Annotated in this window: 17 protein-coding genes and 1 riboswitch; of the genes, 7 read left to right on the top strand and 10 right to left on the bottom strand. The window is 66.7% G+C overall.

Annotated elements, in window-relative coordinates:
- Window positions 1-44 precede the first annotated feature (44 nt).
- The 3 genes from AC5P7F_RS03355 to hslO form a co-directional block, all read right to left on the bottom strand.
- A complete protein-coding gene (locus AC5P7F_RS03355; protein ID WP_014648072.1) occupies window positions 45-2,921 on the bottom strand; it encodes a TonB-dependent receptor plug domain-containing protein in 2,877 nt (958 codons plus the stop codon).
- Window positions 2,922-3,304: 383 nt separating this feature from the next.
- Window positions 3,305-4,153: an XOO1806 family protein gene (locus tag AC5P7F_RS03350; protein WP_495204134.1), complete on the bottom strand. Its 849-nt coding sequence runs from the start codon at window positions 4,151-4,153 to the stop codon at window positions 3,305-3,307.
- 116 nt (window positions 4,154-4,269) lie between these two features.
- Entirely contained in the window at window positions 4,270-5,163 is an 894-nt protein-coding gene (gene hslO, locus AC5P7F_RS03345; RefSeq protein WP_014648070.1) for an Hsp33 family molecular chaperone HslO, read from the bottom strand.
- A gap of 77 nt (window positions 5,164-5,240) precedes the next feature.
- Here hslO and mtgA point away from each other — a divergent pair, with 77 nt between their 5' ends.
- The 3 genes from mtgA (at window position 5,241) to AC5P7F_RS03330 (ending at window position 7,465) form a co-directional block, all read left to right on the top strand.
- The gene (mtgA, locus tag AC5P7F_RS03340; RefSeq protein WP_032957384.1) at window positions 5,241-5,990 is read left to right on the top strand and encodes a monofunctional biosynthetic peptidoglycan transglycosylase; all 750 of its coding nucleotides are present in this window, start codon (window positions 5,241-5,243) and stop codon (window positions 5,988-5,990) included.
- A gap of 64 nt (window positions 5,991-6,054) precedes the next feature.
- Window positions 6,055-7,074, top strand: a complete 1,020-nt coding sequence (locus AC5P7F_RS03335; RefSeq protein ID WP_014648068.1) for a glycosyltransferase family 2 protein — start codon at window positions 6,055-6,057, stop codon at window positions 7,072-7,074.
- The gene (locus AC5P7F_RS03330) at window positions 7,034-7,465 is read left to right on the top strand and encodes a CBS domain-containing protein (protein WP_012511858.1); all 432 of its coding nucleotides are present in this window, start codon (window positions 7,034-7,036) and stop codon (window positions 7,463-7,465) included. Before AC5P7F_RS03335 ends, AC5P7F_RS03330 begins: the two co-directional genes overlap by 41 nt.
- 562 nt (window positions 7,466-8,027) lie before the next feature.
- On the opposite strand, the gene AC5P7F_RS03325 is transcribed toward AC5P7F_RS03330, so the two are convergent.
- The 4 genes from AC5P7F_RS03325 to AC5P7F_RS03310 form a co-directional block, all read right to left on the bottom strand.
- The gene (locus AC5P7F_RS03325) at window positions 8,028-10,001 is read right to left on the bottom strand and encodes an AsmA family protein (RefSeq protein ID WP_075077174.1); all 1,974 of its coding nucleotides are present in this window, start codon (window positions 9,999-10,001) and stop codon (window positions 8,028-8,030) included.
- An 82-nt stretch (window positions 10,002-10,083) separates the two neighbouring features.
- A complete protein-coding gene (gene trhA / locus AC5P7F_RS03320) occupies window positions 10,084-10,722 on the bottom strand; it encodes a PAQR family membrane homeostasis protein TrhA (protein WP_005410682.1) in 639 nt (212 codons plus the stop codon).
- A 160-nt stretch (window positions 10,723-10,882) separates the two neighbouring features.
- On the bottom strand, window positions 10,883-12,487 hold the full coding sequence (locus AC5P7F_RS03315) for a peptide chain release factor 3 (RefSeq protein ID WP_014648065.1): 1,605 nt from the start codon (window positions 12,485-12,487) through the stop codon (window positions 10,883-10,885).
- 66 nt (window positions 12,488-12,553) lie between these two features.
- Window positions 12,554-13,438, bottom strand: a complete 885-nt coding sequence (locus tag AC5P7F_RS03310; protein WP_046432023.1) for a M23 family metallopeptidase — start codon at window positions 13,436-13,438, stop codon at window positions 12,554-12,556.
- A gap of 148 nt (window positions 13,439-13,586) precedes the next feature.
- Window positions 13,587-13,705, top strand: a riboswitch (SAM riboswitch).
- Window positions 13,706-13,782: 77 nt separating this feature from the next.
- Between AC5P7F_RS03310 and metX the strand changes: the two genes are divergently transcribed.
- The 3 genes from metX to AC5P7F_RS03295 are packed head-to-tail and all read left to right on the top strand — an operon-like array spanning window position 13,783 to window position 17,110.
- Window positions 13,783-14,814 (top strand): homoserine O-succinyltransferase MetX, encoded by a 1,032-nt coding sequence (gene metX / locus AC5P7F_RS03305; protein ID WP_014648063.1) that lies wholly within the window; start codon window positions 13,783-13,785, stop codon window positions 14,812-14,814.
- Entirely contained in the window at window positions 14,811-16,046 is a 1,236-nt protein-coding gene (locus AC5P7F_RS03300; protein ID WP_046432019.1) for an O-succinylhomoserine (thiol)-lyase, read from the top strand. The genes metX and AC5P7F_RS03300 overlap by 4 nt, the downstream gene beginning before the upstream one ends.
- The gene (locus tag AC5P7F_RS03295; protein WP_481462568.1) at window positions 16,043-17,110 is read left to right on the top strand and encodes a homoserine dehydrogenase family protein; all 1,068 of its coding nucleotides are present in this window, start codon (window positions 16,043-16,045) and stop codon (window positions 17,108-17,110) included. The genes AC5P7F_RS03300 and AC5P7F_RS03295 overlap by 4 nt, the downstream gene beginning before the upstream one ends.
- A 110-nt stretch (window positions 17,111-17,220) precedes the next feature.
- Here the strand turns inward: AC5P7F_RS03295 and AC5P7F_RS03290 are convergent, their stop codons facing one another.
- Both AC5P7F_RS03290 and AC5P7F_RS03285 read right to left on the bottom strand, forming a co-directional pair.
- Complete coding sequence (locus AC5P7F_RS03290; protein ID WP_164077909.1) at window positions 17,221-18,216, bottom strand: alpha/beta fold hydrolase; 996 nt, start codon at window positions 18,214-18,216, stop codon at window positions 17,221-17,223.
- Between the two features lie 203 nt (window positions 18,217-18,419).
- On the bottom strand, window positions 18,420-19,802 hold the full coding sequence (locus AC5P7F_RS03285; RefSeq protein WP_006464040.1) for an L-serine ammonia-lyase: 1,383 nt from the start codon (window positions 19,800-19,802) through the stop codon (window positions 18,420-18,422).
- A gap of 99 nt (window positions 19,803-19,901) precedes the next feature.
- Between AC5P7F_RS03285 and AC5P7F_RS03280 the strand changes: the two genes are divergently transcribed.
- Entirely contained in the window at window positions 19,902-20,132 is a 231-nt protein-coding gene (locus tag AC5P7F_RS03280) for a glutaredoxin family protein (protein ID WP_014648059.1), read from the top strand.
- Window positions 20,133-20,250: 118 nt separating this feature from the next.
- Here AC5P7F_RS03280 and AC5P7F_RS03275 read toward each other — a convergent pair whose 3' ends face one another.
- Window positions 20,251-20,823, bottom strand: a complete 573-nt coding sequence (locus tag AC5P7F_RS03275; RefSeq protein WP_014648058.1) for a YceI family protein — start codon at window positions 20,821-20,823, stop codon at window positions 20,251-20,253.
- Between the last annotated feature and the right edge of the window lie 3 nt (window positions 20,824-20,826).

Raw genomic sequence — 20,826 nt, 5'->3', positions numbered from 1 at the left:
GCCCCTTGCGGGGCCGTTGCTGCATCAGCTGATCAGATTGCCGATCAGAACTTCTGCTTGTACTGCATGTACATGAAGCGACCGATGTCGTAGCCACCGTAGTAGGAGAACTGCGAGTTCGGTGCCGAGTACATCTGCGGGCCGTAGTGGTCGAACACGTTACGTGCGCCGACGGCGATGGTCGCATTCCACGGTGCGTTCCAGGAAACCTGGACGTCGTGGAACATGGTCGAACCACGCTTGTTCATCGGCTGGTCGCGCACCGGATCCGGCGAACCGAAGTCCGGCAGGCTGCACTCGTCGCTGTAGTAGCAACGCTCCTTGACGCTGGAGAAGTAACGGGTGCCCCAGGTCACGCCCCAGTCGCCACGCTCCCAGCCCAGCACCAGGTTCGAACGCAGGCGGAAGTTGCTGCCGAAGCCATTGAGGATCGACACAGGCACCTGCTGCGCATTGGTGGTCTTCAGCACGTTCTTGGTGACGTAGCTGTTCTGCAGGTTGGCGTTGAAGGTACCCCAGCTGTCGGTCTCGAAGCGGTACGCCACGTCGAAGTCGAAGCCTTCGGTTTCCTGGTAACCGGCGTTACGCGGTGCGTAGGTCAGGTTGATCACGTTGTGACGGTTCGGATCACGGGTGAACGAGTTGCAGCGCTCGGCGATGCCAAGCACGTAGCAGTCATTCAGCTGGTCATCCGGGCTGTCGGTGACGATCGTGTTGGTGATCTTGATGTTCCACCAGTCCAGGCTCATGTTCAGGCCCTGGGCGAAGGTCGGGCTCCACACCAGGCCAACGGTCTTGGACTTGGACTTTTCCGGAGTCAGGTTCGGGTTGGAGACGGCGTTGAACGGGTCCGGCGTCTGCTCATCCGGACCGCTGGCCGGCACGTAGCCCTGGCGCAGCTGGCGGAAGGTGCTGGCGGTCGGGCCGATGGCCGCGGCGCAACGGGCAGCGACGCCCGGCTGGCCGGTCGAACCGAAGTCGGTATCGCACGGATCGGTGAAGTACGCGAAGGTCTGCGAGCTGCCACCGTACAGATTGTCGATGGTCGGCGCACGGAAGCCTTCGGCGTAGGTCGCACGCACCAGCAGCTGGTCGATCGGCTTCCACTTCAGGCCGAACTTGTTGTTGGTGGTGTTGCCGAAGGTGCTGTACTTCGAGTAGCGCGTCGCGGCGTTGAAGCTCAGTTCCTTGGCACCCGGCAGGTCGGCCAGGATCGGAACATTCAGCTCCAGATAGACTTCGTTGACGTCGTAACCACCACCGGTCGGGCCGGCGGCCAGGTCGGTCGAGTAGCCGGTCTGCGACAGGGCGTCCGGATTGTACGAACCCTTGTCCTCGCGGTACTCGTAACCCAGCGCGAAGCCCAGGTCGCCGGCGGGCAGGGTGAACAGGCTGCCGGCGATGTTCGCGTAGTAGGTCTTGGTGGTGACTTCACCGGTGTTCTTGGTGGTCGGGAACAGGAACTGCTGCAGATCCGGGTTGCCGGTCAGGCCACCGTCACCGGTACGGCCGTACGGAATGGCCGGGTTCCACGGCAGGCAGCCGCCGGCGCCCGGGCCATAGATCGGGTTGGAGCCATCGACCAGGCCTGCTGCCGTGCCGCACTCGACGCGGCCGGTGGCCGGGTTGTAGAACGACGGGCCGGTGGCGGCATTGACCGCCAGCACGTTGTAGTTGCCGGTCTGGCTCTGCTGGTTCTCCGAGTTCTGGTAGATGTAGCCGGCTTCCCAGTCGAAGTACTTGTCATTGAACTGGAAGCTGCCCTGCAGGGCGCCGGTGAAGCGGAAGGTGGTCAGCTTGTTGGTCGACAGGCGCGGCACTTCCCAGCCACGGCGCATGAAGCCCATGTCCTTGCCGAAGGGGTTGTAGTAGCTGTCGGCATCCCACTTGGCACCCAGGCGCTCATACGACGCAGACTGCAACGGATAGCCTGCGACCTGGGCCTGCGACTCACGACGGGTGTACAGCAGGTCGGAGACGAAGCGGATGTTGTCGGTCAGGTCGTACTGGACGTTGGCGAACACCGAGCGACGCTTGGTCGGCGTCAGCAGGTGCATCTGCGTATTGGAGTTGCTGGTGTCACCGGTGATGCCGGCGAAGTCCTGGTCGTGGTACTGGTTGACGTCGCGGTAGTCGCCACCGCGGTTCAGCACCAGCCAGTCATCGGTATCCGGATCGATGATGGTGCCCCACTGGCTGACCGGGCTCCAGTTCTGGGCCGGGTGGAAGGTGGTGCGCGGATAACGGCTGAACCAGCGATCCTTGGCCCACACTTCCTTTTCTTCGGCGTACTCGGCGCCGATGGTGATCGAACCGCGGTCACCGGTGAAGCCGGCCACGAAGTCGTAGCTGGTCTTCTGGCCGTCGCCTTCGCCGTACTGGCCGACGTAGGCGTTGGCTTCCAGGCCCTGGAAGTTCTTGCGGGTGATGATGTTGATCACACCGGCGATCGCGTCGGAGCCGTAGATCGACGACGCGCCGTCCTTCAACACGTCGATGCGCTCGACGATGGCCGACGGAATCTGCGACACGTCCTGCAGGCCGCTGACGCTGGCGCCGAGGCGCTTGCCATCGACCAGCACCAGGGTGCGTTCGGCGCCGAGGTTACGCAGGTCGATGTAGAAGCCACCGACGGCTTCACCGGAGGACAGCGGCTCGGAACGGCTGATGGCCGGGCTGCCGGCTGCGGCGATGTTCTGCAGGACGTCAGCGACCGTCTTGAAACCGCTCTTCTCGATCGAAGCGCGGCTGATGCTCAGAACGGGCTGGGCGGTTTCGGTATCGACCTGACGGATGCGCGAACCGGTGACCTCGATGCGGTCGAGGTTGGTGGCTTCCTGGGCGTGGGCCGTCGCGGTGGTGGCACCGGCGACAAGCGCGATCACAACTGCGTCACGCAGCTGGCTGGACTTGAGTTTCATTGGCTCTCTCTCTCCAAGAAATCTTGGCTGGGGTTAATGCCCGGCGGGGAGCGAAAAAGCGCTCCCAAATCGCGAGGCTGACCCGATAGTAACGGGCGTTCGCCAAGAATTAAAGCTGTGTTAATCAAGCCTGTGATTTTGGTAAAGATGCGCTTTTCCCATGCCAATCAATAGTTTACCGGCATGGTCAGGGCGCTCTGCCTCGTTTGTTAACGCAGAATGATGAAAAAAGTTTCGATTGAAATGTATCTCACTATGTCGGTGCGCAGCGTTTCATCGCCCAGCGGCGATACCGGTTACGCAAGTGTGCGGCAGGCTTGCATCATGCAAGAGGCGCCTTTCGGCGCCTTTGGGAATATCGTTGCTGAGCCTGTTTACCGGGATCAGAGATCCTGTTCGTAGCGCACATACGGCACGGTGCCGTCGTCGTTGCTTTCGTTGCGCGGGGAGAACGGATTCTTGCCGCGGCTGATCACATTCTCGGCGCCGACGGTGAGCTGGCCGGACCACGGGGTACGCCAGGTCAGGCCGATGCCCAGGCCTTCCCACTTGCCGGGCTTGCCCGGGACGTCGACCACGCGGCCGATGATGCTGCCGGTGAAGTTGCCGTAACCGGCGCCGATGCTCAGGCTCTTGCTGTCCAAGCGATCGACGATGGCCGGCGAGGCGTCGGCCAGCGGAACCAGGCGCGCCTTGGCGTAGGTACCGGCAATGGAGACGAAGCCTTCGCGACCGATGTTCTTCTGCGCGAACACGGTCAGATCGTTCTGCTCGGCACGCAGCGAGGGCGTCTTGTTCGGGCCCGACAACCAGGCGGGCAGGGTTTCACGGCCAGTGCCGGCGGTGATGCCCAGGCGGCTGTTGCCGCGGTTCAGCGCGGCGGTACCGCTGAAACGACGGCTGTTCAGATCATCCTCGTCGCCCAGGCTGGCCAGCATGCAATGGCTGGCCAGACCGCTGATGCTGGTGCCGCTGCTGCTGTTGCAGAGCAGGCCCAGCGAATCGCCGGAGGACAGGCCAAAGGCCGCGTCCAGCGAGTTGCGGCCGAAATGCCAGCGGGCGCCGGCCGCCTGTTCGCCGGTCGGCTCAAGGTACAGCAGCGCCTCGACCTTGCCGCTGCCCTTGTTCCAGACCGGCAGCACGGTGCGGGTGTCCTTGCTCTGCGCATGCACGCCCGTGATCGCGCCAAGGGCGATCAGCAGGGCCAGCGGTAGACGCAGGAAGGTACGCATCGGACCAGTTCAGACAGGGACAGACAACGGAAGTTCCCGTGGGGACGGGAACTCGATCCTAGGGTGTTTATGAATTCTTAACAAGCCTTGATCCTCCCCAGGTACAAGACTGCCGTTCACTGAAGTCGTTCAGGCGCCGGTACAGCCCCCTGGGCGCCGTGGAACAGTATGCCGAACTCCGTCAATGGAAAGTGATACTCGCGTCCGCAGAATTCGCAACGCACCTCGACGGCGCCAGTGTCCTCGGCGGCCGCTCGGGCCTCCTCTTCCCCCAGCGACTGCAGCATGCCGGCCACCCGCTCGCGCGAGCAGGAGCAGGCGAAGGAGAGCGGCTTTTCACCCAGCAGCTCCGGCCGCTCCTCGTGGAACAGGCGGTGCAGCAGCTGCTCGGCCGGGGTCGCCAGCAGTTCGGCCTTGCCCAGGGTCTCGAACAGGGCGCTGGCGCGCGCCCAGCCATCTTCGTCGCCTTCGTCGCCCGGCAGTTTCTGCAGCAGCAGGCCGGCGGCACCGTTGCGGTCGGCCGCCAGCAGCAGGCGGGTGGGCAGCTGCTCCGACTGGCGGAAGTAGTCCTCGAAGGCCTCGTCCAGTTCCGGCGCGGTCAGCGCGACCAGGCTCTGGTAGCGCTGCGGCTCGCGCGGGTCCAGGCCGGGGTTCTCGATGGTGATGGCGAGGATGGCGTCATCGCCGAGGCTGGACAGGTCACGCGGCGCGTCGGCGCCTTCGCTGAGCTGGGCGATGCCACGCAGGGTGCCGCCCGCGGTGCATTCGGCGAACAGGGTGCGCAGGGCAGTGCTGCTGCGCAGCTGCACTGACAGGCGGCCGTCGATCTTGGTGTGGCCGGTGAACAGGGCCGAGGCGACACAGGCCTCGCCGAGCAGCTCGGCAGCGGCGTCCGGGTACACGGCGTGGGACAGGATTTCCTGCCAGGTGGCCTGCAGGTGCACATGCACGCCGCGGACGCCGGCGTCGGGGAGCAGGAAACGGATCAGGGAATCGGAGTTGGCGGTCATCGGCTCACATCGCGCGTAAACGGGGGCGGTTGCCGGATAATGCGCCGACAACCAGACAGAAGAAGGATGCACCAGTAATGGGGGCAGCGGGAGAGCAGCACAAGGTAGTGGCGGAGGTGGCCGCACCGCGCCGGCGACGCTGGCGCTGGAAGCGGCTGCTGTGGCTGCCGGTGCTGCTGGCCGCCTTCAGCTGCCTGCAGGTGCTGGTGCTGCGGTTCATCGACCCGCCGGTGTCCACGGTGATGCTGTGGCGTTATGGCGAGGCGCTGGGCGAGGCCGACTGGTCCTATCGGCTGCATTACCAATGGCGCGACCTCGACCAGATGGCGCCGAGCCTGCCGATCTCGCTGGTGGCGGCCGAGGACCAGCGCTTCCCCGACCACAATGGCTTCGATCTGCAGGCCATCGAAAAGGCCCGCGACCATAACGCCAGGGGAGGGCGCCTGCGTGGCGCCAGCACGATCAGCCAGCAGGTGGCCAAGAACCTGTTCCTGTGGCAGGGCCGCAGCTGGATCCGCAAGGGCCTGGAAGTCTGGTACACGGTGCTGATCGAGGCGCTGTGGCCGAAGGAGCGCATCCTGGAGATGTACGCCAACATCGCCGAGTTCGGTGATGGTGTGTACGGTGCGCAGGCGGCAGCCCAGAAATACTGGGGCAAGGACGCGGCCCGGTTGAGCCCGGCCGAGAGTGCGCGACTGGCGGCGGTACTGCCGGCACCGCGACGCTACAACGCGGCCGCACCGGGGCCGTATGTGCAGCGGCGCGCCGCATGGATCCAGCGCCAGGCGCGCCAGCTGGGAGGCGCGTCATACTTGTCGGAGGACTGAGGCAGGCGTGGCGTGAGCGGCGGGCGACGGGTCGTGCGCCTGGCCGGCAATGTACAATCCGGGCATGACCCGCGAACGGCTCACTTTTGTCATCGCCGCCTACAACGAGGCCCTGGCATTACCGCTGCTGCATCCACGGCTGTGCGCGGTGCTGGACGGCATGCCCGACATCGACGGCCACATCCTCTATGTGGATGACGGCAGTCATGACCGCACATGGGAGGTGATCGCGGGGTTGGCCCAGGCTGATGCGCGCGTCTCGGCGCTGAAGCTGTCGCGCAACTTCGGCAAGGAGGCGGCGCTGACCGCAGGCCTGGATCTGGTGCACGAGGGGGCAGCGATGATCCTCGATGCCGACGGCCAGGACCCGCCGGAGCTGGTGCCGCAATTCGTCGCGCGCTGGCGCGAGGGCCATGACAACGTCTACGGCACGCGCATGGCCCGCGATGGCGAGTCCTGGATCAAGCGCGCCACGGCAGCGATGTTCTACCGGGTGATGGGTCGCCTGTCGCGTACGCCGATTCCGGCCGATACCGGAGATTTCCGCCTGCTGTCCCCGCGCGCGCTGAGCGCCCTGCGCGGGATGCGTGAGCGCCACCGTTTCATGAAGGGGCTTTTCAGCTGGGTAGGCTTCAAGCGGATTGCCGTGCCCTATCACCGCCACGCGCGCGTGGCCGGCACCAGCAAATTCAGCCTGTGGCGGCTGTGGAATTTCGCCCTCGAAGGCATCACCGGCTTCTCGACTGTGCCGCTGCGGGCTGCCACCTACCTGGGACTGGCAACCGCCGCAGTCGCGTTCGTGTTCGGCCTGTGGGTGATCGTGAAGGCGGCGCTGTATGGCGACCGGGTGGCGGGTTGGCCGACGATGATGGCGGTGATCCTGTTCCTGGGGGGAGTGCAGTTGATCGCGCTGGGGCTGGTGGGAGAGTACCTGGGGCGGCTGTACGAAGAGTCCAAGCAGCGGCCGTTGTACCTGGTTGACGCGTGGCTAGCATCCGCCGTGGCAGACTCGGCCCTGCAACCCACCCTCGGAGGGCAGGCAGATGACGACGGTACGGCAACTGTTGGATGGCAAGTCTCCTGAAGTACATGCGGTCGCGCCGGACGCGGCGGTGATCGATGCGATCCGGTTGATGGCGGAAAAGGGCATCGGTGCGGTACTGGTGATGGACGGGCCGCGGCTGGTCGGGATCCTGTCCGAGCGTGACTACGCGCGCAAGATCGTGCTGCGTGATCGTTCATCGCGCGATACCGCGGTGGCGGAGATCATGACGGCGCAGGTGGTGACGGTGTCGCCCGGTGAGCAGGTGGAGCATTGCCTGCAACTGGTGACCGACTACCGCATCCGCCATCTGCCGGTGGTGGAGGGCGCGCAGGTGCTGGGGGTGATCTCCATCGGTGACCTGGTGAAGTCGGTGATTGATGCGCAGCGGCGCGAGCTGGACCAGCTGCAGCAGTACATCGTGGCGGGGTGAGGTGTTCACCGGCGGGCCTGCGGCCCGCCGGCCCGCCAACAGCAAGTGCAGAAGCAGAAGCGGCGCCTTCCTGATACGTCGAAGAGGCGGAGGGCATGGGCGTGCAGGACACGCCGCAAGTACGTCCCTGTAGGCTCGATGGCGCCTTGCTCGTGTGCGCTGTCCTGCGCACACGGCAAGACCGGGGTTGGGCGTCCTGTCCAACCCGCCCGAGGCATGCCTCGGGCCCATGGCGCCAACGGTCCTGCACGCCCATGCCCTCCGCCTCTGGAAACATTTCCGCGAGCGCGGTGCGTACATGCGCGGTGCCTCGCCTTTGGTAGCCGCCAACCTTGGTTGGCAACAGCTTTTGACTTTGCTTTTTTTTTTGACTTTGAATTTCCGCTCTCGTTCCGCGCGCGCAGGAAACTGTCAGGAGGGGGACGGGTGAGGCAGGCAGGACCGTTGGCGCCATGGATGGCGCCATCGAGCCTACAGGGACGTACTTGCGGCGTGTCCTGCCTGCGTCACCCGTCCCCCTCAAGCCACCATCAATGCAGGCGCCGCGAACAACGCTGTAACCCTACTTCGCATACTGCCCCCCGCAGTCGGCATCCTTGCCCGGCCCCAGTTCGATGGTTGCCAGCAATGCCGCCGGCGGGGCGATGCTGCCCAGTGCCAGGGCCACCGCGCCGCGGATGCCCAGCGCCTTGAAGTCCGGGCGGAACGACGGGTCCTTGAAAGTGCCGGCGATGTGCAGTGGCGAGCGCAGCACCAGGATGCTCTTGTCCTTCGGGCGTGGCTTCAACAGCAGGTCCAGGCTCTCGTCGCGCAGGCTGACCGTGCCTTCGCCGATGAGGATCGTGTCGGTGGTATCCACCGCCAGCGCCTGGCTGGTCATCAGGCCGTCGCGCACGCCGAAGTCGGCGAAGGCGCAACGCAGGGGAATCTGCTTGTCGCCGGTCACCAGGAATTTCAGCGACTCGGTGATGTCCAGGCCGGCCAGTTCCATCACCAGGTTGCCGACATGGCCACGGCCCATTGCCAGGCCGACCTTGCCGCTGCTGCTGCCGAGCATCGCGGCGATCGAATTGCCGCGGCCACTCAGGTCCACCTCGCCGCCGATGCCGCCCTTGGCCTGTTCGGCCAGCTTGGCGTCGGGGAACAACTGGCCAAGCTGCACGCCGCGCACACTGGCCTTCAGCGCGGTACTGATCTGCGGCTGGCGCGCGTCCATGCGGATCGTGCTGCGGATGTCGCCGCCGGCGACGCCGAAGTTCAGTGGGTCCAGCCGCAGCACACCGTCATCCAGCAACAGGTGTGCATCCATGTCGTCCAATGGCAATGACGGCGCGTTGATGCGGTGGGCTTTCCAACGCACGTCGGCATCCATCGCACGCAGCTTGCCGAGGTTGTAGGGCGTGTCCGGCAACACACGCGCACGCGCGGCGACCCGTGCGGCCTCGGCCTTCTGCTCTGCATTGGCGGTTTCGCCGCCGCCGGTCTTCGGTGGCGCACCGACGAAGCCGGCCAGGTCATCGAAGTCCAGGCGTCTGGATTCCAGCGTGGCGGTCAGTCGCGGGCGCGCGCCTCCCACTTCGAACTGCAGGTTGCCACCGAGGTCGCTGTCGCCGACCTTGCCGGTGAACTGCTCGTAACGCCAGAGGTCGTGGTCACGCTTGAGCCGACCATTCAACGCGTAGGGCGGGGACGGCGGAATGGCGATGCCGAGCAAGGGGTAGAGGTCGGCCAGGTCCTGGCCGCTGAGCGCGAACTGCAGGTCGAACACGCGCAGCTGGAAGGGATTGGTCAATGTGCCGCTGGCGACGGCGTGGGTGGCGCCAGCGCGACCGTCGAGGTGGATGCGGAACGGGTGGCCGCTGTCGGTCAGCTCCAGCGGTGATTCGGTACCACCGCGCAGGGTGAACGGATTGCCCTGCCAGCGTCCCTTGCCCTGCACCAGCAGCGGTGGCGCCGCGTCGGCCTGTTTCGGCTGGCCGCTGCGCACGTCCACGCGGATATCGGTGCGGCCGAGCGCATCGAGGAACTGCAGGCGACCGTCATCGACGCGCAGCCGTTTGAGCTGGGGGCTGGTCCCGCCGGCGCTGTCACCGAGGAAATCCCAGTTGCCCGGTTCGCCTTTGCGCGGGGCGGTTTCCAGCAGCACGTCCGGCCGGGTCAGGCGCACTTCGGGCAGCTGCACGCTGCCGCGCAGCAGGGGCCAGACCCGCACGTCGATCTCGACGCGGTCGGCGCTGGCCATATCGGGTTGTTTCGCCCAGCTGGCATTGGCGAAGGTGACCGCATCGGCGCGGATCGTGCTGGTGCGGCCGAGGTCGACATCAAGGTTCCCGATGTGCAGCACGCGGCCGGTGCGTGCCTGCACCGCGCGCTCCACCGGCCCCTTGAACCAGTTCCAGTCCCACAACGCGATCAGTACCAGGATCGCCGCCAGCAGGAAGATCAGGATCGTGAGCCAGCGCCGGCCTCGTGGGCCGGGGCGGCGGAGGCGCCAGCGGGGCGTGCGCTTTGCGGCAGGGGAGGCGGCAGCATTCACGCTGCCATGGTTGCCCCCTCTTCGTGGACAGGGCGCGAAGCGACCATGTGCATGGTGTGCACGCGCTGCCGTCGAGCGGCCGTTACAGCACCTGCATGGTGACCGCGACGAAGTGGCAGACGCTGCCGCCGATCACGAACAGGTGCCAGATGGCATGCGAGTACGGGATCGATTCACGGTGGTAGAAATAGGTCCCCAGCGTGTACGACAGGCCGCCGGCGAACAGCCAGGTGAGGGTGCCGCCATCGATCGAGGCCCACATCGGCTTGATCGCCACGACCACCAGCCAGCCCATGGCGATGTAGATCACCGTTGAGAGCACCTTGAAGCGGCCGGTGTAGAACAGCTTGAACACCACGCCGCCCAGCGCCAGCGCCCAGATCGCGGTGAACAGGCCCCAGCCCCACGGACCGCGCAGGCCGATCAGGGTGAACGGGGTATAGGTGCCCGCGATCAGCACATAGATCGCGCAATGGTCGAACACCTTCAACCGGCCCTTGGCGACCGGATGCTGGATGGCGTGGTACAGCGTGGAGGCGGTGTACAGCAGCAACAGCGCGATACCGAATACGATCGCGCTGGCCAGCTGCCAGCCGTCGCCGTAGATCGCCGCCAGGGTGATCAACACCGCGCTGGCTGCCAGGGCGAATACCGCGCCCAGGCCATGGGTCAGGGCGCTGGCGATTTCTTCACGGATCGAAGCAATGGACGTCGTGGACATGGCGTAGGCATTGTTCGCGGGGAGGGGGACCCGCACTCCCCTATCATCGCCGCGATGGGCGATGCGTGCACGCCTGTCACCGTATGGTGGGTGAATGCCTGCCTTGCGTTGGCTGGGGTCAGAGCCCTTTCCTGCCGGAAAGGGATCCGACCCCGTGGCATCAGCCTGCCGAAACGGTATGCGCCGCTTCGCGGGTGGCAGAGAAGCGCACGTCCGGCGAGCGTTCCTGGGCCAGCTGCAGGTTGACCCGGGTCGGCGCCAGGTAGACCAGGTGCCCGGCGGCATCCAGCGCCAGGTTCAGCGCGTTCTTCTCGCGGAACTCTTCCAGCTTCTTCTCGTTGCTGCAGTGGACCCAGCGCGCAGTGGTCACACTCACCGGCTCGAAGGTGGCTTCCACGCCGTACTCGTCCTTCAGGCGGTAGGCGGCCACGTCGAACTGCAGCACGCCGACGGCACCCAGGATCAGGTCGTTGCTGGTGAGCGGGCGGAAGAACTGGGTCGCGCCTTCCTCGGACAGCTGGGCCAGGCCCTTCTGCAGCTGCTTGAGCTTGAGTGGATCGCGCAGGCGGGCGCGGCGGAACAGTTCCGGGGCGAAGTTGGGGATCCCGGTGAAGGTGACCGCTTCGCCTTCGGTGAAGGTATCGCCAATGGAGATGGTGCCGTGGTTGTGGATGCCGATCACATCGCCCGGCCACGCCTCGGCGGCGATTTCGCGGTCGCTGGCCATGAAGGTCAGCGCGTTGGCCAGCTTCATTTCCTTGCCGGTACGCACGTGGAAGGTCTTCATGCCGGCGCTGAAGCGGCCCGAGCAGACCCGCATGAAGGCCACGCGGTCGCGGTGCTGCGGGTCCATGTTGGCCTGGATCTTGAACACGAAGCCGGTCAGCTTGTTTTCTTCCGGGGCGATCTCGCGGCCGGTGGTGGAGCGCGCCTGCGGTGCGGGTGCGTGTTCGACGAAGAAGTCCAGCAGCGGCTGCACGCCGAAGTTGTTGACGCCCGAGCCGAAGAACACCGGCGTCTGCTTGCCCTCGCGGTAGGCCTGCAGGTCGAACGGGTGGCTGGCGCCCTGCACCAGTTCCAGCTCGTCGCGCAGGTCGGCCAGCATCTGTGCACCGATCTTCTCGGCCAGGCCGGGAGCATCGATGGACGGGAAAATGGTCGAGTCCTGGCGGGTGAAGTTGCGGCCCGGTTCGTACAGGTGCACTTCGCCGGTCAGCAGGTGGACCACGCCCTTCAGGCGCTGGCCCATGCCGATCGGCCAGGTGACCGGCGCACACTGGATGCCGAGCACGGTTTCCACTTCATCCAGCAGCTCGATCGGGTCCTTGCCCTCGCGGTCGAGCTTGTTGATGAAGGTCATGATCGGGGTGTCGCGCAGGCGGCACACTTCCATCAGCTTGATGGTGCGCTCTTCCACGCCCTTGGCCACGTCGATCACCATCAGCGCCGAGTCCACCGCGGTCAGCACGCGGTAGGTGTCTTCGCCGAAGTCGGCGTGGCCGGGGGTGTCGAGCAGGTTGACGATCTTGCCTTCATACGGGAACTGCATCACCGAGGAGGTGACGGAGATGCCGCGCTCCTTTTCCAGCGCCATCCAGTCGGAGGTGGCGTGGCGGGCAGCCTTGCGGCCCTTGACCGAACCGGCCATCTGGATCGCGCCCCCGAACAGCAGCAGCTTTTCGGTCAGCGTGGTCTTGCCGGCGTCAGGGTGGGAAATGATGGCGAAGGTGCGGCGACGCGACGCTTCGTTGGCGACTTCGGACATGGCAGTGGCGCCCGCCCGGGGCGCTTTTCAAAGAGATAAGCGCCCGATTATACCGGCCGGGGGCGGTCAGCGCCCGGTACCGCCTTCGGCCTCGCCCTGGCGGGCGAACTGCAGCTGGCCCTGCTCGGCGAAGATGCGCACCGGCACCGAGCGCAGGCCCATGCCGCGATTGACCTGCACCACGAAGTGCAGGTGCGGGGCACTGCTATAGCCGCTGTTGCCAGACAGGCCGATCGGCTGTCCGGCCCCTATCGCCTGGCCACGACGCACGCGCATGCCGCCGGCCTGCAGGTGGCCGTACAGCGCCATGCTGCCGTCGCTGTGCAGCACGCGGATGAAGTTGGCGCGGGCACCATCGCGTTCGCGGTCCTGGCCGTTGCCACGGAAGCCATCCTGGATCTGCATCACCGTACCCTCGCGCGCGGCCAGCACCAGGGTGCCCTCCGGCAGTGCGAAGTCGACCGCGTCGCGGTTCTCCTCGTCGTCATGGCTGAATCGTCCCTGCGGCGCCTGGTCCACGCGCAGGCGCGCCGCATCGAATGGCAGGCGGTAGGCGACATCTTCGGCCTGTGCGGCCGGGTTGCCCGGCACCGACTGCAGGCGCAGATCCAGCATGCGGCCATCGATCGGGGCGGGCAGGTGGCCGACTACCAGGCTGCTGTCGCCCTGGATCAGCGACTCGACCGGGAGGCCTTCGACCGGGTGCCCGGGGGCGGCGCGCAGCTGGATCTGCAGCGGCCCTGCCAGCCCGTTGTCGATCCGGGCCTGCCATTGCGTACCGACCGGCTGCAGGCGCAATTGGGCCATGGGGGCGGCGCCCTCGGCACTGCCTGCGCGGGTGGCCGGGGCGGAAGGGGGAGCCAGTCCCCAGCCCTGGCGCCAGTCGCCGGCGTGTGCGGTCGCGCTCGCCAGCAGAGGCAGCAGCAGGCAGGACAGGGGCAGGCGCGACATCGGCGTTTCCAGCGGAATGGACCGCCCGGACTGTACCCGATCCTGAACAGGGCGACCGGGACGGCCTTCGCATAGCTGTCCCAAGAATATTCATCGCTTTATCCGCATGAAGGGATTGACAGTGCCGGAAAGGGCTGGCATCGTGGCCCCACCATCGAGACCGGCAGAGGGACAGGCCCTTTGAAGCCGGGGCAGCCCGCAGGCGCGCAAGCGTCTGCGTAGGTGCCAAATCCTGCGGGGACCGTGGCGTCCACCGAAAGATGGTTCGAACCATGCACCACACGTGCATCTCGAACGCGGGCCCCGCGAAGGCTCGATGGCCGATTCCCCAACCGGATCCCGCCATGAGCTTCGCCGCCAGTACCGCCATTCGCCCCGAACCCTTTGTCCCCGTCAGCGTGCCGGTCGAAGACCGCGTGCATGCCGAGCGCGGTGAGTTCGCCGCGGTGCTGTCGATGCGCCACGCCGGCCCCAGCCCGGTGCGCCTGCGCTATGAGTGGGTCGGTCCGGCCAATGCACCGGTGGTGGTGCTGGCCGGCGGCATTTCCGCCCATCGCCACGTGGCGTCCAACACGCAGTTCCGCGAGAAGGGCTGGGCCGAAGACCTGGTGGGCAGCGGCCGCGCGCTGGATCCGCAGCAGCTGCGCGTGCTGGCCTTCGACTTCATCGGCGCCGACGGTGCACTGGATGTGCCGATCGATACCGCCGACCAGGCCGATGCCTTGGCGCTGCTGCTGGACCATCTCGGCATCCGCACGCTGAAGGCCTTCGTTGGCTATTCGTATGGCGCGCTGGTCGGCCAGCAGTTCGCGATCCGTCATCGTGCCCGCGTGCGCCAGCTGGTGCTGGCCAGCGGTGCGCACCGACCGCATCCGTATGCCGCCGCCTGGCGCGCATTGCAGCGCCGCGCGGTCGCGCTGGGCCAGCTGCAGTGCGGCGAAGACCACGGCCTGGCCCTGGCCCGGCAGTTCGCCATGCTCAGCTACCGCACCCCGGAAGAGTTCGGCGAGCGCTTTGATGCTGCGCCGGAGGTCATCAATGGCCGCGTGCGCGTGGCTGCCGAAGACTATCTCGACGCCGCCGGTGCGCAGTATGTCGCGCGCACGCCGGTGACCGCTTACCTGCGCCTGTCCGAATCAATCGACCTGCACCGCGTCGATCCCACCGCGATCCTGCCGCCGACCGTTGTGGTGGCCGTGGAGGGCGACCGCCTGGTGCCGCTGGCCGACCTGGTCGGCCTGGTCGAAGGGCTGGGCCCGCGCGGCAGCCTGCGCGTGCTGCGCTCGCCCTATGGCCACGATGCCTTCCTCAAAGAAACCGATCGCATCGATGCGATCCTCGCCACCGCCTTCCGCACTTCTGGAGAGTCCGCATGAGCCTGCACGCCAACGAGCCGTCCTGTAGTCGTACCACTGCCGCCGTCCGTGCCGGCATCGATCGGGACACCGCGCATGGCGCGGTCACGCCGCCGATCGTGCTGTCGTCGAACTTCAGTTTTGAAGGCTTCGGCAACAAGCGCCAGTACGATTACACGCGCAGTGGCAACCCGACCCGCGACCTGCTGGGTGAAGCGCTGGCCGAACTGGAAGGCGGCGCCGGCGGCGTCATCACCGCGACCGGCATGGGCGCGATCAACCTGGTGCTGAACGCGCTGCTGCAGCCGGGCGACACCCTGGTGGTGCCGCACGATGCCTACGGCGGCAGCTGGCGGCTGTTCAACGCGTTGGCAAAGAAGGGGCACTTCGAACTGGTCACCGCCGACCTGACCGATCCGCGAGCGCTGGCGCAGGCGCTGGCCACGCAGCCAAAGCTGGTGCTGGTGGAAACCCCGTCCAACCCGCTGCTGCGCATCACCGACCTGCGCTTCGTCATCGATGCCGCGCACAAGGCCGGTGCCCTCGTGGTGGTCGACAACACCTTCCTGTCACCGGCGCTGCAGCAGCCGCTGTCGTTTGGTGCGGACCTGGTGCTGCATTCCACCACCAAGTACATCAATGGCCACAGCGATGTGGTGGGTGGGGCGGTGGTCGCGCGCGATCCGGCGCTGCACGAGCAGCTGGTGTGGTGGGGCAACGCGCTGGGCCTGACCGGTTCGCCGTTCGATGCCTTCCTGACCCTGCGCGGCCTGCGCACGCTGGATGCGCGCCTGCGCGTGCACCAGGAAAACACGGCGTCGATCGTTGCCCTGCTGGACCAGCATCCGGCGGTCGGCGCGGTGTACTACCCGGGCCTGGCCGATCACCCGGGCCACGCCATCGCCGCGCGCCAGCAGAATGGCTTCGGCGCGATGCTGTCATTCGAACTGGCGCACTGCGCCGGTGATGATCCGCATGCGGCGGTGCGTGCATTTGTGGACGGGCTACGCTGTTTCACCCTGGCCGAATCGCTGGGCGGCGTCGAAAGCCTGATCGCGCACCCCGCCACCATGACCCATGCGGCGATGACCGCCGAAGCGCGTGCTGCGGCCGGCATCAGCGAAGGCCTGCTGCGCCTGTCGGTCGGCATCGAGGCCGAGCGTGACCTGCTGGCCGATCTCGGCGCCGCGCTGCAGCGCGCCGAAGCGGTGATTGATGCGGCTGCGCGCCGCAAACAGGTGGTGGATGCATGAGCGCGCTCGCCGCAGAAATTCCTGCTCTGGGCGTGGGACGCCTGGCGCTGCTGGGCACCGGCACGGTCGGCTCGGCCTTCGTACAGCGTTACCAGGCATTGCGGGCGCGTGGGCTGGAACTGCCCAGCGTGCAGTGGCTGGCCAATTCACGCACTGCGCTGGAGATCGATCGTGACCTGGCCTTGCCGCTGGAACTGGCACGGCGTGCACCGCGCGATGGCCAGAGTTCGCCACCGTGGGCGAGTGCGGAAGGACTGGAGCGTGGCGACGTGGTGGTCGACGCCACCGCCAGCGAAGACGTGGCCGCGCGCCACGTGCAGTGGCTGGCGCGGGGCGTGCATGTGGTGACCGCCAACAAGCTGGGCCGGGGCGCGCAGCTCGCCCGCGCGCAGGCCATTGCCGAAAGCTGTGCCGACAGTGGCGCGCGTTATGGCGACAGTGCCACCGTTGGTGCCGGGCTGCCGCTGTTGAGCAGCCTGCGCGCGCTGGTGGCCGGTGGCGATCACATCCATGCCATCGAGGGCGTGCTGTCCGGCTCGCTGGCGTGGCTGTTCCATCGCTATGACGGCCAGTCGCCGTTCTCGGCGGCGGTGCGCGAGGCGCTGGCGGCCGGTTATACCGAGCCAGACCCGCGCCTGGACCTGTCCGGCGAGGACGTGCGCCGCAAGCTGCTGATCCTGGCGCGCAGCAGCGGGCTGGCGCTGGATGCGTCGCAGGTACAGGTGGATTCACTGGTGCCCGAAGCGCTGGCAGCGTTGCCGCTGGAGGATGCCGTGGCTGCCTTGGAGCAGCTGGATGCGCCGCTGCAGGCGCGTTGGCAGCAGGCACGTGACAACGGCCGCGTGCTGCGTTTCGTTGGCCGTGTTGACAGCGAAGGTGCGCAGGTGGGCCTGCGCGAACTGCCGGCCGATCATCCGTTGGCGCAGGGTGCCGGCACCGACAACCGCGTGGCCATCCACAGCGATCGCTACCGCCGCCAACCCTTGTTGATCCAGGGACCGGGTGCCGGCGCGGAAGTCACTGCGGTCGCGTTGCTGGATGACGTGCTGCGGATCGTGGGTTGATCGCATTGTTCCTGTAGCGCCGAGCCCACGCTCGGCTGCTCCTGACAGAACCCCGGTCCTGCCGCATGAGCCGAGCGTGGGCTCGGCTCTACAGAGGGCACGCCTGCCGGTCAGCGGGACTTCAGGGCCTCCAACAACGCGCTGTTGAACTGCTTGGGGTCCTGCACCTGCGGCGAATGGCCCAGTTCGGCGAACTCGACCAGCGTCGCGCCGGGAATCGCTGCGGCCGCTGCTTTGCCCAGCACCGGATAATTGCCCAGCGTCGCCTTCACCGCAGGCGGCGCCAGGTCGCGCCCGATCGCGGTGCGGTCCTTCTGGCCGATGAACAGCGTGGTCGGCACCTGCAGGTGCTTCAGTTCGTAGACCACCGGCTGGTTGAACACCATGTCCGAGGCCAGCGCCTGGCTCCATGCAACGGCCTGCTTGCCCGGGCCTTCGTACATGCCCGACTGCATCCGCGCCCACGGTTCGTAGGCCGGTTTCCATTTGCCGTCGTAGTACACCTCCAGCTGGTAGCGACGGATGCTGTCATAGCTGATGTTCATTTCGCCGGCGTACCACGCGTCGACGCTGCGCCAGGGGACGCCCAGCGCCTTCCAGTCCTCCAGCCCGATCGGATTGACCAGCGACAGGCTGCGCAGGTCCTGCGGGAACATCAGCGCGTAGCGCACCGCCAGCATGCCGCCCATCGAATGACCGACCAGGTGCACCGGGACGTCACCCAGTTGCAGCTGTTGCAGCAGGGCATGGGTGTTGGCGGCCAGCTGCGCGAACGAATACTGGTAACGCTCGGGCTTGCTGGATTTGCAGAAGCCCACCTGGTCCGGGGCGATCACCCGATAGCCGGCGGCGACCAGTGGCTTGATCGATTCCTTCCAGGTGGCGGCACAGAAGTTCTTGCCGTGCAGCAGCACCACCACGCCGATGGGTGCCTTCTTCGGCGCGATGTCCAGGTAGGCCATCTCCAGCGGCTGCCGCTGCGATTCCAGCGCGAAGGTCTTCACCGGATAGCCGTAGTCGAAACCCTCCAGCCGAGGCCCGTAGGTGGGGGCGGCCAGGGCGGCCAGCGGAAGGCAGGCAAGCAGGGCGGCAGCGATCACGCGCATGGGGCAATCCGGGGTGGGGAAGCCCCGAGCCTAACCGGAACGCGGTGACGGTGTCGCCCGTTCGGGCAAGGGTGACCGGGTAGAGTCGACTGTTGGTCGACTGCTCTTCCCTCAGGCCGCGGAAATCCCGCGCTGCGCGCGATGGTCGACTGACAGTCGACTCTACCTGTGGCCCGTCGCCATCGCGCCGGAGCCGGTCGCCCTCAGCACTCGATGACGTTCACCGCCAGGCCACCGCGGCTGGTTTCCTTGTACTTGTCCTGCATGTCGCGGCCGGTATCGCGCATGGTCTTGATGACCTTGTCCAGCGACACCTTGTGCTTGCCGTCGCCACGCATCGCCATGCGCGAGGCATTGATCGCCTTCACCGCGCCCATTGCATTGCGCTCGATGCAGGGAATCTGCACCAGGCCGCCGATCGGGTCGCAGGTCAGGCCCAGGTTGTGTTCCATGCCGATTTCCGCGGCGTTCTCGATCTGGCTCGGGTTGCCCCCCAGCGCCGCGACCAGGCCACCGGCCGCCATCGAGCAGGCCACGCCCACTTCGCCCTGGCAGCCCACTTCGGCACCGGAAATCGAAGCATTTTCCTTGTACAGGATGCCGATCGCCGCCGAGGTCAGCAGGAAATCGAACACGCGCTGTTCGTTGGCGCCGGGGCAGAAGCGGTCGAAGTAATGCAGCACCGCCGGCAGTACGCCGGCCGCACCGTTGGTCGGTGCGGTCACCACGCGGCCACCGGCAGCGTTCTCTTCGTTCACTGCCAGTGCGTACAGGTTGACCCAGTCCAGCGTCGTCAGCGGATCGCGCATCGCCGCTTCCGGCTTCGACGACAGCTCGCGGTACAGCGCCGGTGCACGACGGCCGACCTTCAGGCCACCCGGCAGCACGCCCTCCTCGCGGATGCCGCGGGTGACGCACGACTGCATCGCGCTCCAGATCTCGCGCAGCTGGGCGCGGATCTCGTCTTCGCTGCGCCAGCACTTTTCGTTCTCGAACATCAGCTGGGCGATGCTCAGGCCGCTGCGTGCGGTCTGTGCCAGCAGCTCGTCGCCGCTCTTGAACGGGTAGGGCAGCGGGGTTTCATCGGGCACGATGCGGTCATCGGCCGCGTCGTCCTGGTTGACCACGAAGCCACCACCGACCGAGTAGTAATCGCGGGTGGCGATCACTTCGTCGTCGGCGTTGTACGCGGTGAAGCGCATGCCGTTGGTGTGGTAGGGCAGCTTCTGGCGCTTGTTCATGCCGAGATCGCGCTTCTCGTCGAAGGCGATCTCGTGCTGGCCCATCAGCTGGATGCGCTTGCTGCTGCGGATGCGCTCCAGGGTGGCCGGAATGATGTCCGGGTCGATCAGGTTAGGCCGTTGGCCTTCCAGGCCCAGCAGGATCGCCTTGTCGGTGCCATGGCCGCGGCCGGTCAAGGCCAGCGAGCCATAGACATCGGCGCGGATGCGCGCGACCTCGTGCAGGCGGCCCGGGTCGAGCAGCCAGCGATGGATGAATCGCTCGGCGGCCTTCATCGGTCCGACGGTGTGCGAGGAGCTCGGGCCAATGCCGATCTTGAAAACGTCGAACGTGCTGACAGCCATGGATGCCAAACTGCGGGTACCGGACAAGCCGCTATTCTAGCGGCTTGCCGGGCCATCCGATGGCTGCGGCGCAGCATTTCCGCCACGGGAGCCTGACTGGTGCTGACCCTGATCCAGCGTGACGATTGCCACCTGTGCGACCTGGCCCTGGCCGAGCTGGCCAAGGCGCGGGCGCCGGAGTTCGAATCGGTGTTCCTGGATGACCAGCCGGCGCTGGAAGCGCGCTATGGCACGCGCGTGCCGGTGCTGCGCGACGAGCGCGGCGAGCGCGAGCTGGACTGGCCGTTCGATGCGGCCACGGTGCAGGCCTGGTTGGCCGTCGATCAGTAGTGCCGGCCGCTGGCCGGCAACCCCTCTGTTCCCGGTGATGCCGGCCAGCGGCCGGCACTACCGGATGCGTTGCGATGCCCGGTGATGCCGGCCACGGGCACGGCATCACCGGATGGTCTTATTTCGCGTCGAACTTCACGATCGTGCTGATCGCGGTGTCGTCCGGAATGGTCTTGGTATCGGCCCAGTCACCGCCGCCGACGCCGAAGTCCAGGCGCTTGACCGTGGCCTTGCCGGTCAGCACCGGCTGGGTGCCCGGCTTCCAGGTGAAGGTCAGGGTGACCGGCTTGCTGACGCCGCGCAGTTCCAGGGTGCCATCGGCGGCGAACTGGTCGTTGCCCACGGCGCGGAAGCCCTTGGCGGTGTAACGCGCGGTGGCGAACTTGCCGACATTGAAGAAGTCGGCGCCCTGCAGGGTCGAGTCACGGTCGCTGTTGCCGCTCCTGGCGCCTGCCAGCGGAATCACCACATCCAGCGAACCGGCGGCCGGGTTGGCCGGGTCGAAGCTGAGCTTGGTGGCGAAGCCCGGGAAGCTGCCGGTGAACACTTCGCCGTCGTACTTGCTGGCGAACACCAGGATCGAGCCGGCACCGGGGGCCTGCGCATACTCCGCAGCGAGCGCCGGGGCGGTGGCCAGCATGCCGGCCAGGGCGGCGGCCACGGCGGCCGGAGTGGTCAGTTTCAGGTTCATCGG

Source organism: Stenotrophomonas sp. YJH_SMC_105-26 (assembly GCF_059368915.1).
This window is presented reverse-complemented; position numbering and strand designations above follow the sequence as displayed.